Below are 13,879 nucleotides of genomic sequence, written 5' to 3'. Positions count from 1 at the left end.
ACGAATTTAATAGCATGCTTGTGGTTCCCGAACTAAGCCTTGTAGTGTCTTGATGGCTGTTAGCCAATGCGATTTCAACAACTTCAAATTCCTATCTTTGTATGCCCTCAAGCCAATGAACTGGTTTGAAAGAACGTTGCGGTGCTTTATTGAGTTCGCTTGATATTGCCAGTGCTTATCAGCAGCTTTGACGGCTAAGCCTAGCAGGTAAAGCACAAATTGAGATAGGCAGGCAATGAGTAACAATACACCGAGCTTGCTCCCTATTCGAGTACCACTATCATTCATTTTTAGGCCTGTTTTAACATCCCTAAAGCTTTCTTCTATCTGCATCCTAGTCGCATAAATCTTAATGATTCTTTTAGCGGTAGCACTTGAGTTACAAAGAGATGTCGCGAGTAACCAAGGCTCTTTTTCTCGCTCAGCACTTGCACGAGACCGCTTGCTCAGCCTAGCTTTATCACCTGTTGCAGTTCTATCTTTTCGTCCTTTAGGGTCACGTTTGAAGATAACTAAACGAGAATTGAAAGAGACCTGTTCACCTAAAAAGTATTCGCCGAGATTCTTCGCTCTAGAGCTTGCTTGAGCGTAAAGTTTTTTGACTGGATACCAATGATTAATCGCGATTTTTCTACAGTGCGTTCTATTTCTAAAGCGGCCTACATAATCCCACTCAAGAGACAAAATCTGTTTGAACCAAGGGATGCGAAAGCCAGCGTCAGTTACGATGATAGGCTTGCAGTTATTGGGCAGCATAGCCTTTAGTTTTGTCAAAAATAATAGGTGAGTTCTTGGCTTCTCTTTCTTATTCTGTGGGTGTATCTCTTCGTAAAGTGTTAAAGAGCGTCCTTGAGAAGCGAGTGATGCTCGGATAAGAAAATGTTGCTTTCGGTCATCAAGATCTGACCAATCGATATGAATGATTGGCTGTTTCACTGTCCCGACTAACAGGTAGGTCATACGGGTATAGATGAACTCAATATCGCGATGTAAGTTGGCGTTACTACAAAGTCTATCTACACGTTTAATCTTATGCTTTTCCATGACTTTACTATCAATATCGCGACCAAGGCCAGTGATTGATAAGGAGGCACCGTTCATTGAGCTTTCGATTGCTGAAAACAAACTTTGTCGGCGTGTTTTGTGCATTAACGGGGTGACAAGCGATAGGCATTTTGATAAAACTTGTTTCGCATTCATGGCATTTACTCGTGGTAATTTTTGTTTGGCGATAAATTTGATCACCAAATGCCATGAATGTTCCTCATACTTTCGCCTATCTCATTATTTCCGTTTGTCTTTTTGTGGGGATTCGTCAGACTCGGAGTGGAGTTCAATATTTCTCAAGCTGAGCTCATCGGACCCTTTGAACACCCTTATGTAGATAATGTGAGTGGTGAAGGTTTCAGTACTCACTACATAGCACTTGGTTATCGTTTGATCATCAATGATTCTTTGTTATCACTGCCGACAGAACAGCATAATCAATATATCTGGCTTCCAGAAATTGAATTACTTAAATACCCAAATATTCACAAACACACTCTTTGGTATTTCAATTTATAACCTAAATACACATTAGCTTTTATTTAGCTTAAACTGAAAAATTAAAACAGGACTTTTTATGATTTTACCCGTCATTATGGCTGGAGGTACTGGCAGCAGATTGTGGCCGCTTTCTCGTGAACTTTACCCGAAGCAGTTTCTAACGGTGACAGGTGAGCTGTCGATGCTTCAGCAAACTGTTACACGTTTATCAGGTATTGAACATACTCCTCCTGTTTTAATCTGTAATGAAGAACATCGTTTTATAGCAGCTGAGCAGATGCGATTAGGTGGTTTTAAGCATGGCGGTATTATTTTAGAACCTGTAGGTAGAAATACTGCTCCTGCAATAGCGCTTGCAGCACTGCAAGCTGTTAACAATGCTGCTAATGATGAAGATCCTATTTTATTAGTACTTGCAGCGGATCATGTGATTGAAAATATAAAAGCTTTTGAAGAATCGGTGGAAAAAGCTTTGTCGTTTGCAGCTGATGGAAAATTGGTTACCTTTGGTATCGTACCTAGTGCACCGGAAACCGGTTATGGTTATATTAAATCGGGCAGAAAAGAAGGGAATGCTTTTGCTGTTAGTGAGTTTGTTGAAAAACCTGATTTGAAAACTGCAAAAACCTATTTAGCAAGCGGTGATTATTACTGGAACTCAGGTATGTTCCTATTCAAGGCTAGTCGTTATCTTGAAGAGTTAGCTAAGTTTGCTCCAGATATGTTAGATGTTTGCAAACGTGCCATAGCTGCTCCATCACAAGACTTAGAGTTTGTTCGTGTAGACAAATCTATTTTTGAAACCTGTCCTGATGACTCAATTGATTATGTTGTAATGGAGCAAACAGATGGCGCTATGGTTGTCCCAATGGATGCTGGTTGGAGCGACGTTGGATCATTTTCTGCTTTATGGGACGTTTCTGTTAAAGATAAAAATGATAATGTCATCAAAGGGGATGCCATTACCGTTGATTCAAAGAATAACTATCTGTATGCAGAAGATAAGTTAATAGCCACTGTAGGTGTTAATAATTTCGTTGTTATTCAAACCAAAGATGCAATTTTAGTGGCTGATAAAGATAAAGTCCAAGATGTAAAAGCTATTGTCAATCACTTGAAAGAATCAGGTCGAACTGAACATAAACTACATCGTGAAGTTTATCGTCCATGGGGTAAATACGACTCTATAGATTTTGGGAAAAGAGATCAGGTTAAGCGCATAACAGTTAAACCTGGCGAGAAACTCTCAATTCAGAAACATCATCACCGCTCAGAGCATTGGATTATTGTATCGGGTACCGCGAGTGTACTTAATGGCGATAAAACGATATTACTTACTGAGAATGAATCTACCTATATTCCTGTTGGAGTTATCCATGCTTTGGAAAACCCTGGGAAAATACCACTTGAGATGATTGAAGTGCAAACGGGAAGTTACCTTGGTGAAGATGATATCGTTCGATTTGAAGATCGTTACGGTCGTCTATAAGGATCTGGCATGACTGTTAATTCGAAACTAATAAGCTCTACAGTAATTGCAGAAAGTGGTGTTGCTTTTGGTACCAGTGGCGCGCGTGGTTTAGTCTCACAATTTTCCCCTGATGTATGTGCGGCTTTTGTGGTTGCATTTATAGTAGGCATGAAGCGTCATTTTAGTTTTAAAATGGTAGCCCTAGCCATAGACAATCGTCCTAGTAGTTACGCGATGGCAAAAGCCTGTGCATCAGCATTACAACAACTAAATATAGATGTTGTTTATTACGGTGTTGTACCAACCCCTGCGTTAGCTTACGTTGCTCAGGAAGATAATATTCCCGCCATTATGGTTACCGGAAGTCATATACCTTTTGATCGTAATGGGCTTAAGTTTTACCGCCCAGATGGTGAAATTAGTAAAGCTGATGAGCAAGTGATCATCAACGAACAAGTTGAATTTTCTGAACTTGCTGACTTACCAGGGTTAACGGTGAGTGACCGTGCCGCAGAAAAATATATAACTCGTTATACTTCACTGTTTGATACAGCATGGTTAACCGGAAAACGTATAGGTATTTATGAGCATTCAAGCGCAGGCCGTGATCTTTACTACCGTATTTTTGAAAAATTGGGCGCTGAAGTTATTTCACTAGAACGAAGTGATGAGTTTGTGCCTATTGATACTGAAGCGGTATCAACTGAAGATGTCGCGAAAGCAAAAGTATGGTCAAAGCAATATGGTTTTGATGCTATTTTTTCAACTGATGGAGATGGCGATAGGCCATTAGTCTCTGATGAGAATGGAAACTGGTTACGTGGAGATATTCTTGGTTTATTAACTGCCGTTGAATTAAATATTCAAGCTTTAGCTGTGCCTGTCAGTTGTAATACAGCAATTGAAAATTGTAAAAAATTTAAATATGTAGAAAGAACCAAAATTGGCTCGCCCTATGTAATAGCTGAATTTGCTAATCTAGCAAAAAAATTTAGCACAGTTGCGGGTTTTGAAGCCAATGGTGGCTTTTTACTGGGCAGCGATGTGCACTTTAACGGTCAGCAGTTAAAAGCGTTACCAACACGTGATGCGCTACTACCCGTAATAATTGTTTTAGCTGCAGCAGGTGATAATGTAATTTCAGCATTGGTTAGTGCACTGCCGCAACGTTTTACACACAGTGATCGTATTCAAAATTTTGCTACTGAAAATAGTCAGACAATTATTGCGAAAGGCCAGCAAAATCCTGCAAAACTAATGGAGCAGCTGGGCTTTGCAAATGTAGACATTAAAAATGTTGATAAGACCGATGGGCTAAGAATAACACTAGCAGATGGTCTAATTGTTCACCTACGCCCATCGGGGAATGCACCTGAATTACGATGTTATGCCGAAGCTGATAGTTACACTCAGGCAAGTGATAGTGTTATAAAAAGTTTGAGTAATATTCATACGTTATAGACTAATTCACCAATGATAGTACAGAGATGCTTAGCACCACATTGAGAAAACAAAAGTATTTATTGGTTTCCTTAATGTATTAGGTGTTCTCTATGATTCATTTTTAGATTTAAATAAATAATTGTAATAGGAAAGACCATGACAAAAAATAAAGTAGCATTAATCACAGGTATTACAGGTCAAGATGGCTCTTATCTTGCAGAGTTATTATTAGAAAAAGGGTATGAAGTACATGGTATAAAACGTCGTTCATCAATGTTTAATACCCATCGTGTGGATCATCTGTACCAAGATATTCATGAGGACAATCCAAAGTTTTTTTTGCATTATGGTGACTTAACTGATTCGTCTAATCTGACGCGTATCATTAATGATGTGCAACCAGATGAGGTCTATAACCTCGGGGCGCAATCACATGTAGCAGTTTCTTTTGAATGTCCTGAATATACTGCTGATGTTGATGCCATGGGTACTCTACGATTATTAGAAGCTATAAGATTTTTAGGATTAGAAAAGAAAACAAAATTTTATCAAGCATCAACTTCTGAGTTATATGGTGAAGTACAAGAGATCCCGCAAAAAGAAACAACACCATTCCACCCTCGCTCTCCTTATGCGGTAGCGAAAATGTACGCGTATTGGATTGTTGTAAACTACCGCGAATCCTACGGTATGTATGCATGTAACGGTATTTTGTTCAATCATGAATCCCCCCGTCGCGGTGAAACGTTCGTTACACGTAAGATAACCCGTGCAGTTGCAAATATTGCTCAAGGTTTAGAGTCATGCTTATATTTAGGTAATATGGGTGCATTACGTGATTGGGGTCATGCAAAAGATTATGTTCGTATGCAATGGATGATGTTGCAGCAAGATGTAGCAGATGACTTTGTTATTGCAACAGGAAAGCAAATTAGTGTACGAGAATTTGTTACTCTTTCAGCTAAAGAAGCTGGTATTGAATTAGAGTTTTCTGGTGAAGGTGTTGATGAAATTGCGAAAGTAAAAGCAATTACTGGTGATAATGCACCAGCTTTAAAAGTGGGCGATGTGATTGTTAAAGTTGATCCTCGTTACTTTCGTCCTGCTGAAGTGGAAACGTTACTGGGTGATCCATCAAAAGCCAAAGCACAATTAGGTTGGGTTCCAGAAATTACAGTTGAAGAAATGTGTGCAGAAATGGTTGCTAACGATTTACAAAAGGCTAAACAGCACGCAATTTTAAAAGCACACGGTTTTGCAACCTCTGTATCAGTTGAGTAGTTAATAATATGAAAGTTTTATTAACAGGTGCCAATGGCATGTTGGGTAAAAATATTCTTGCAGTTTCAGCGAGCCATAATCATGAGTTTTTATCACCCACGAGCACAGAACTTAACTTGTTGGACGGCAATGCCGTCCGTCAGTATATATTAAAACATAAACCGGACATGGTTATACACGCAGCAGGTATTGTTGGTGGTATTCATGCTAATCTGGCTCATCCTGTTAAATTTTTAGTAGAAAATATGCAGATGGGAATTAATATATTAACAGCTTCAAATGCCTTAGGCGTAAGCCGTTTTTTAAACATAAGTAGTTCATGCATGTATCCACGTGATGGGATTAACCCCTTGTCAGAAGATATGATTTTTAAAGGTGAGCTTGATTCTGCCAATGAAGGGTATGCCCTTTCAAAAATCACTAGTACTCGCTTGTGTGAATACATTTGTAAAGAAAATTCGCGTCGAATGTATAAAACGATCATTCCATGTAATTTATATGGGAAATTTGATAAATTTGAACCAAAAAATTCGCATATGATACCAGCTGTGATTAGAAGGGTTGATGAAGCAAAAAGAAATAATCAATCAATAATCGAGATATGGGGAGATGGGGAAGCTCGTCGTGAATTTCTTTATGCCGAGGATTTAGCTGAATTTATTTTCTTTGCTTTAGAAAAGTTTGAAAGTATGCCTCAAAACCTAAATGTTGGTTTGGGGTTGGACTATAGCATAAACGAATATTATGAAGCAGTGGCTCGTGTAGTCGGTTACTCAGGGGCATTTAGCCATGACCTAAGTAAACCTGTAGGTGTTAGGCAAAGATTGATTGATGACACAAAACTAAAGTCGTTTGGCTGGAACTACAAGACGAGTTTAGAAGCTGGTATTAAAAAAACGTATGACTTTTATTTAGGAGAATATTGTAATGATTAATTATTCGTTAGCGAGTAGCACTTGGGATGAAAAAGAATATTCGGCGATTCAACGAGTAATTGATTCAGATATGTTTTCTATGGGTAAAGAAGTTGCCCAGTATGAGAAGGACTTTGCTCAGTTTTTTGGTTCTAAATATGCACTAATGGTGAGTTCAGGTTCAACCGCAAACTTATTAATGATTGCTTCCTTGTTTTTTACAAAAAATGAATCACTGAGATTAAAGCGTGGCGATGAAATAATCGTCCCGGCAGTTTCTTGGTCTACGACCTACTTTCCGCTTCAACAGTATGGCTTAAAAGTTAAGTTTGTTGATATTGACCGTTGTACGCTGAATATGGATTTAGATAAGTTAGAAGCAGCAATTACAGATAAAACCAAAGCTATCTTATCGGTTAATCTACTGGGTAATCCTAATGATTATGTTCGTATGAATGAAATCATTGGCGATAGAGATATTTTTATTCTTGAAGATAACTGTGAATCAATGGGCGCTACTCTTAATGGAAAACAGGCTGGCACCTTCGGTGTGATGGGAACTTATAGTTCATTTTTCTCTCATCATATAGCAACAATGGAAGGTGGTTGCGTCGTTACTGATGATGAAGAGTTGTACCATATTTTGCTTTGTATACGAGCTCATGGTTGGACTCGTAACTTACCTAAATTTAATAGGGTGACAGGTGAAAAAAGTGATGACCTTTTTGAAGAATCATTCAAATTTGTATTGCCTGGTTACAACGTTCGTCCCTTAGAAATGAGTGGGGCTTTAGGTATAGAGCAACTTAAGAAGTTACCTGGTTTTATTGAGATGCGACGTAAAAATGCAAAGTTGTTTCAAAGTCTATTTGAAAGTCATCCATATTTTCAAATTCAGCAAGAGACTGGTCAAAGCAGTTGGTTTGGTTTCTCTTTAATAATTAAGGAAAATGCTCCTTTCAATAGAGCAGAGGTTGTAAAGCTATTGACAGAAAATGGTATTGAGTGTCGTCCGATTGTAACCGGTAATTTTCTCAAGAATAAGGAAGTACTTGAACATTTTGATTATGAGACTAGTGGTACATTTGAAGCGGCTGAATATCTTGATGAGTATGGATTATTTGTGGGTAATCATCAAAATAATATAGAGAGTGAAATAAATTTATTAGCTTCTCTTCTAATTAAGTAACGTGACTATATATGAAAAAAATTGCACTTATTGAACCAGGTGTTAAAAACCATACTCCTATAATTCTTAATTGGGCTAGAATATGTGAATTAAAAGGTTGGGAATTCACTGTTTATACTACAAAAGACTGTTACGATCTAGTTGAAAATGATTTAGTTAAAATTAATTCATTTGTTGGTGTGGTTGTTTTGGGTGATTTATCTATATCTTCTATACCTAAGTATATAAAGGAGTTTAAAAAATTTGACGATGTACTTGTTGCCTCTTTATATAGTCAATATTTAGAATATTTTATATTATCTTTGTTTAGTCAAAACTTTTCTTTAACTGTACATAATATAAACAAATGGTTTAACTTTAGAAGTGATGCTGATGGGCTATATAAAAAAACTCGTGAAAATATTCATTATATTTGGCGAAAAGGAATAATAAAAAACCTTAATAAAGTTGTAGTTAATAGTAATAATCAAAAAGATTATTTGGTTTCGAAATATGAATATGTGAACGTTGATGTAATTCCTTTCAAAATGAGTTTTACTGATACTGATACTGATACTGATACTGATACTGATAGTATAAGAAAAAAAGTAGTTTATCCAGGGATTGTATGTTCTCAAAGGAGGAATTATAAAAACTTTTTGTTCCTTGTAGAAAGTTATCCCAATGTGGATTTTATTTTACTTGGTCAGCTTAAAAACAATGCAGATGGTAAATATATAAAATCAAATATTCTTGATAAAAAATTAAATAATATTACATGTTATGAAAGCTATGTTACGAATGAGTGTTTTGAGCTGCAAATGAGGAGGGCTGATGTTATTTTTTCAGATGTTAAAGTCGACTCTAATGGTGAAACTTATGGACAGTCAAAAGATTCAGGTGCTAGTTACTTAATGGCAGAGTATGCATTACCTTTTATTGTAAATGATGATTTTAATAATTTGTCTTGCTTGAATGTTGCGACTAGCTATTTTTCAGATAGAGAATCGTTGGTTAAAGTTTTTGAGGAATTAATTTTCAACGATATCAATATTAAAAGAAAAGTAAATTCCATATTAGAAAATAGAAAAACGATTTCTTTGAAATATATAGCTAACAGGTTTAATGGTTTGTCATAGTATGCAATTATATAGAGCTATAGCTAAAAGTGTTACCGGTCGTTTATCAATTTATATTGTACAATTTGCTTCTTTAGCAATTTATGCTCGTTTATTCACACCTGAACAATTCGGGATTATTGCATCAATTCAAGTGTTTGTGATTTTCTTTCAGATGTTGGCTGATGTAGGAATTGGTCCGGCTATTATCAATGAGGAGAACTTTTCTAGTGAAAAGCGTGACGGTATTTTTTCGGTTACAGCAGTAATAGGGTGTATTCTTTCCATTGTTTTTTTCTTTTTTTCATATGCTTTAAACTATTTTTATGGGGGCTATGAATATCAGGATATTGCTTTTTTTGTATGTATTGCAATTTTTTTTAATTCGCTAAATATTGTTCCTATTACAGCGATGAATAAAGATGCAAAGTTCATACATATCGCAATTGTTGATATTTTAGTAGAATGTATATCACTAGCATTAGTGTATGCACTTTTTACTAATGGCTATGGCTTATTATCTTTAGCCGCAAGACCTGCTGTTCAAGGTTTTACAAGATTTACATTTATTTGGATCATATCTATAAATACACAAATAGGTAGACCTTATTTTGGAATAGAATTACATCATATTAAATCTATTCTTAGCTTTTCATTATATCAATTCGGTTTTAACTTCATAAATTATTTTTCTAGAAATTTGGATAATATTTTAGTAGCTAAATATTTTGGTATGGTATCCGTAGGTATGTATGATAAGGCTTATCAATTAATGCGTTATCCTTTGATGGTCACTACCTTTGCGATGACCCCAGCTATCCAGCCTGTACTTACTAAATATCGAAATGATAAATCAAAAGTTATTAAAGAGCATAACCTATTAACTAGCAGACTATTAGCCTTATCATTACCAATAAGCGTATTTATATATATAAACTGCAATAGTGTTATTTTATTCCTATTCGGTTCGCAGTGGCTAGCAATAGAACCATTAGTAAAAATATTTACCTTTATTATACCTGTTCAGGCTGTGTTATCGACGACGGGTTCTTTTTTTCAAGTTATGAATAAGCCCAGACTCCTATTTATTTCAGGTTTTGTTTCAGCTATTTTAAATATTGCAGCCATCGTTGTAGGAGTTTACATTGGAGAAGTTGAATATTTAGCTTTGGGCTTGGTTTTTGCTTATTGTGTTAACTTTTTTCAAGCATACTTTATCCTTTTCAAGTTTTGTTTTAAGAATAGTCCTATTAATTTCTATTTATATCTGTTCAAAGGTATACTTGTAGTTTTACCACCTATTGGTTTTTATATATTATTTAATAGTTTTCTAGTTGACTTAGATTTATCTAGTTTTTTAGATTTATTTATTAATTTTATTGTTGGTAGTTTTTTAATGCTTGCTTTTTTTAATCCAATGAGAAAGGTTTTAAGTTAGATTTTATGAGTGTTAATTAAATAAGTTTACAGTTTATTGGTTTGTTTTAAAGTCAACTATTTTTACATGGAGAGTTAATTGAAAGTCTCTTATGAGTTAAAGAATTTGATGGTTTTGTTTGTTGTATTGATAGACCTATTATTTCTACCTAGGTTAACAGTTCCTTTTTCTATTCCAATTTCACTATTATTCCTAATTGTATGGTTTTTTTTAGAAAAAGGCATTAAATTATCAATTGTTAAATATATATTATTAGCAATGTTATCTTCTATAGTTCTTTCAAGTGTTTTATATGGTGAAGATATTAACAGAATTGATAATCTAAAGAGAGGTTTGCAATTAATCTCTTTATGGTTTTTTTATGTCTTTGCTATAAATTTAAAACAATTTAGTACGGAGCGTGTTTTAGTTATTTTGCTTAGGCTAACGTTTCTTCATCTTATTTTAATGAGTATTATCTTCTACCTTGATCCAACTTTTTATGGACGAATTATTAATTCAATTTATCCTGAAACTAGAGGAAATGTTGAAGATTTATTGATGCATCTGCGTTTTCCATATATATTTAAAGATCCAAACTCTGCATCTTATTTTGTTACGATATTGTTGTGTGGGATATTAGTAGTTGATAAATCTAAGTTGTTTCGTTTTTTAATTTCTATTGCAGCAGTTTGGCTTATATTATTAACTCAAAGTCGTGGAGGACTTCTATCACTACTTTGTATCTTTGTAACATATATTCTATTTATCAGTGAATTAAAATTAGTTTCTAAGTTGTTACTTTCTGTTTTTATCAGTCTATCTATTTTTATCGTAGTCATTCAAACTCAAGACTTATACTATATATACGAAAGTATTCTAGAACGGTTTAATCAAGAAGATAGTTTAGGTGGCGGCCGAGGTGAAAAATATAAATACTTTTTATCAAACTTCAATGTTTTACCATGGGGTAATGGTTATAATTTAGTTCAAGATGGTCATATATTTAGACCTCATTCAGATTTAATCAGATTTAATCTATCCTATGGCTTATTACTATTACCGTTGCTATTACTACCATTGTTACCAAAGAATACAAAAGAATTAATATTCTTTTATCCGTTAATTACTGCTTTTCTTATTAACACTATTTTTGATGATTATCGGTTGATCGCGGTGTACCTTGTTGTCTTTTTTGTAGCTAGAGACATTATAAAGAAAAAGGAAATATGCATTGAAAAATAAATGCGCAATTATAATACCTGCTTTTAGTAGGGCTAAATCATTAGAACGTCTTCTAAAATCTTTAAGTAGCTTAGACTTTACCGATGATTATTTTGAAATTATTATTTCATTAGATGGGGGAGCATCTGATGACGTATTATTAGTAGCTGATAATTTCAAGAGAAATTTCGAAATAATTGATGTAAGTGTTATAAAACGAACGAAGAATTTGGGTCTAAGAAACCATATTCTTTGGTGTGGAGATTTGACTGAAAAGTATAACTCAGTAGTTATTTTAGAAGATGATTTAGTTATTTCCAAAAATTTCATACTTTATATTAAAAATGCAATTAGTAAGTATAAGGGGGTCACTGACATTGCAGGTATTTCATTATATTCCCCTAAATACAATGAATATGCAAATTTGCCATTCGAAGCCTGCGAAAATGGCTATTCTAATTATTTCATGAAAGTTGCCTCTTCTTGGGGGCAAATATGGACATTTGAGCAATGGTCAGAATTCAAGAAATGGTATACAAGCAATTCAATGTTTAATTTGCAAGACAGGCATGATATACCTGTGCAACTCGCAAATTGGCCGAGTTCATCATGGAAAAAATATTATTCAACATATTTGGTGGATACTAATAAATATTTTGTCTATCCATACTCTTCTATTTCAAGTAACTGTGCTGACAGCGGTGGAACACATAATACGACAGGTACTTCAATTTTACAGGTTCCTATACCTGAGCAATTTAATTCCTTACCTGATTTTCAAGATTTTAATGAAAATGCTACTTGCTATGATCAGTTTATGGAAAGGGAGCAGTGTAGCCTTGAAGTAAATGGTAAAATAACACCAGTAGAGTTAGATATTTATGGACTCAAACCTATTAATTATTTGCAGTTATTTGATTACACCGTTACATCTAAATATTCATCGGATCCACTAAGTAAAATAAAACTAATGTTTAAGCCTATTGAAAATAATATATCTTTTTTAACTGAATATTCTCAAGACAATAATGAGGTTTTATCGTTGTCTAATTCCAAACACATTTATGAACCAACATGGTTTTCTTTAAGAGTATCAAGGTTTAAGTTAGCTCGTTTTCTTAATTACGTCGTTATAACAAATAAATCATACTATGTGTTTTTAATGCTGCACATACTTAAGGTTTTTAAGTAATGAATAATAAAGTCATTTTTGTAGGGCATTTCTCTAATGTTGGTGCTTTAAAAAATTCTGCAGCTTCACCTGCTGGAGATATTGTACAACAAAAAATAATTGATGATTCCAAAGACGTCTTCGGTGTAGAAAATTTTTATTACTTATCTATGGAACCCAGAGCTTGTTGGCCTAAAGGTTCTTTGTTTGAAAATGGTACATCTGATAGCTCTGGATGTTTTATTTCTTTTTTTAACCTGCCTATAATTAAAAATCTTATTTTTTCTTTACTTATATTCTATAAAATAGTCAAGGAAAGACCTCATAAAGTAATCGTTTTTAATAACTATCCTTTCGAATCTTTTTTTATCTTATTTAGTAGTTTTATAGTTTCCACAAAAACTGTTTTAATATTACAAGACCTAAAAGTCGGAGGTGAATTCAGTTTTTTATCTAAAGTGCAAGACTATTTGGCAAGTAAGTTGGCTAGGTTTTATAAAGTTTTTATACCGGTTAGCTCTACACTAACAAATTATTTGAAAGTGGATGTTAATAAAGAAATTGTATTTAAGGGAGGGGTAACTGATTTCGGATTTCAAGCTTCTAAATATCCGAAGTATGTAGATAGTATTGCAACTTTCGCTGGAGCGTTAGAAAAACACAATGGAATAGATAAATTAATAAAAGCTTGGAGTATGAATAAACAGCGAATGGATTTACATATATTCGGTAGAGGAAGTTTACAATCTGAAGTACTAAGATTCTCAAATCAGTTTGATAATATTATATATCATGGATTAGTAGAGCAAGATGTTGTGTTATCATTTCAAATGCGTTCTAAATTCAATTTTTGTCTTAGATATAGCGAAGGAATAAATGAAAAGTTTTTTTTCCCCTCTAAGTTCTTCAATGTCTCAATGTGTCCAGGTGCTATGGTTTGTAATGATTTTTATGGATTGCCCAATTATAGAGGTGGAGAAAAATTTGTTCTTAATCAAAACTTATCTAATTTAAATGATATTTTATCTTTGTCGGATGAAGAAATATCTGATGCTAGTTTAATTAGAAAGGATTATATTTTATTGAATCATACATGGAAATCATTACTAACAAGGTTAGTCTGA

At 34.3% G+C, this 13,879-nt stretch carries 12 protein-coding genes; 11 read left to right on the top strand and 1 reads right to left on the bottom strand.

Annotation, left to right across the window (positions count from 1 at the left end):
* Positions 1-6 precede the first annotated feature (6 nt).
* Positions 7-1,200: an IS4 family transposase gene (locus IEY42_RS12990; RefSeq protein WP_188925659.1), complete on the bottom strand. Its 1,194-nt coding sequence runs from the start codon at positions 1,198-1,200 to the stop codon at positions 7-9.
* Between the two features lie 57 nt (positions 1,201-1,257).
* Between IEY42_RS12990 and IEY42_RS12985 the strand changes: the two genes are divergently transcribed.
* From IEY42_RS12985 to IEY42_RS12935, 11 genes are all read left to right on the top strand, one after another.
* Complete coding sequence (locus IEY42_RS12985) at positions 1,258-1,566, top strand: NUDIX hydrolase (RefSeq protein ID WP_188925631.1); 309 nt, start codon at positions 1,258-1,260, stop codon at positions 1,564-1,566.
* Positions 1,567-1,624: 58 nt separating this feature from the next.
* A complete protein-coding gene (locus tag IEY42_RS12980) occupies positions 1,625-3,037 on the top strand; it encodes a mannose-1-phosphate guanylyltransferase/mannose-6-phosphate isomerase (protein ID WP_188925630.1) in 1,413 nt (470 codons plus the stop codon).
* Between the two features lie 9 nt (positions 3,038-3,046).
* Positions 3,047-4,480 carry a phosphomannomutase gene (locus tag IEY42_RS12975; protein ID WP_188925629.1) on the top strand — a complete coding sequence of 478 codons (1,434 nt, stop codon included), beginning with the start codon at positions 3,047-3,049 and terminating at the stop codon, positions 4,478-4,480.
* Positions 4,481-4,618: 138 nt separating this feature from the next.
* Positions 4,619-5,743 carry a GDP-mannose 4,6-dehydratase gene (gene gmd / locus IEY42_RS12970; protein ID WP_188925628.1) on the top strand — a complete coding sequence of 375 codons (1,125 nt, stop codon included), beginning with the start codon at positions 4,619-4,621 and terminating at the stop codon, positions 5,741-5,743.
* An 8-nt stretch (positions 5,744-5,751) separates the two neighbouring features.
* Positions 5,752-6,678, top strand: a complete 927-nt coding sequence (locus tag IEY42_RS12965; protein ID WP_188925627.1) for a GDP-L-fucose synthase family protein — start codon at positions 5,752-5,754, stop codon at positions 6,676-6,678.
* On the top strand, positions 6,671-7,846 hold the full coding sequence (locus IEY42_RS12960; RefSeq protein ID WP_188925626.1) for a DegT/DnrJ/EryC1/StrS family aminotransferase: 1,176 nt from the start codon (positions 6,671-6,673) through the stop codon (positions 7,844-7,846). The genes IEY42_RS12965 and IEY42_RS12960 overlap by 8 nt, the downstream gene beginning before the upstream one ends.
* Positions 7,847-7,857: 11 nt before the next feature.
* Positions 7,858-8,964 (top strand): hypothetical protein, encoded by a 1,107-nt coding sequence (locus IEY42_RS12955; RefSeq protein WP_188925625.1) that lies wholly within the window; start codon positions 7,858-7,860, stop codon positions 8,962-8,964.
* A gap of 1 nt (position 8,965) precedes the next feature.
* On the top strand, positions 8,966-10,381 hold the full coding sequence (locus IEY42_RS12950) for an oligosaccharide flippase family protein (RefSeq protein ID WP_188925624.1): 1,416 nt from the start codon (positions 8,966-8,968) through the stop codon (positions 10,379-10,381).
* Between the two features lie 78 nt (positions 10,382-10,459).
* Complete coding sequence (locus tag IEY42_RS12945; RefSeq protein ID WP_188925623.1) at positions 10,460-11,605, top strand: O-antigen ligase family protein; 1,146 nt, start codon at positions 10,460-10,462, stop codon at positions 11,603-11,605.
* The gene (locus IEY42_RS12940; RefSeq protein WP_188925622.1) at positions 11,595-12,776 is read left to right on the top strand and encodes a glycosyltransferase family A protein; all 1,182 of its coding nucleotides are present in this window, start codon (positions 11,595-11,597) and stop codon (positions 12,774-12,776) included. The genes IEY42_RS12945 and IEY42_RS12940 overlap by 11 nt, the downstream gene beginning before the upstream one ends.
* Positions 12,776-13,879, top strand: a complete 1,104-nt coding sequence (locus IEY42_RS12935) for a glycosyltransferase family protein (protein ID WP_188925621.1) — start codon at positions 12,776-12,778, stop codon at positions 13,877-13,879. The genes IEY42_RS12940 and IEY42_RS12935 overlap by 1 nt, the downstream gene beginning before the upstream one ends.

The organism is Shewanella algicola, from assembly GCF_014648035.1.
GTDB classification, from domain to species: domain Bacteria; phylum Pseudomonadota; class Gammaproteobacteria; order Enterobacterales; family Shewanellaceae; genus Shewanella; species Shewanella algicola.
This window is presented reverse-complemented; position numbering and strand designations above follow the sequence as displayed.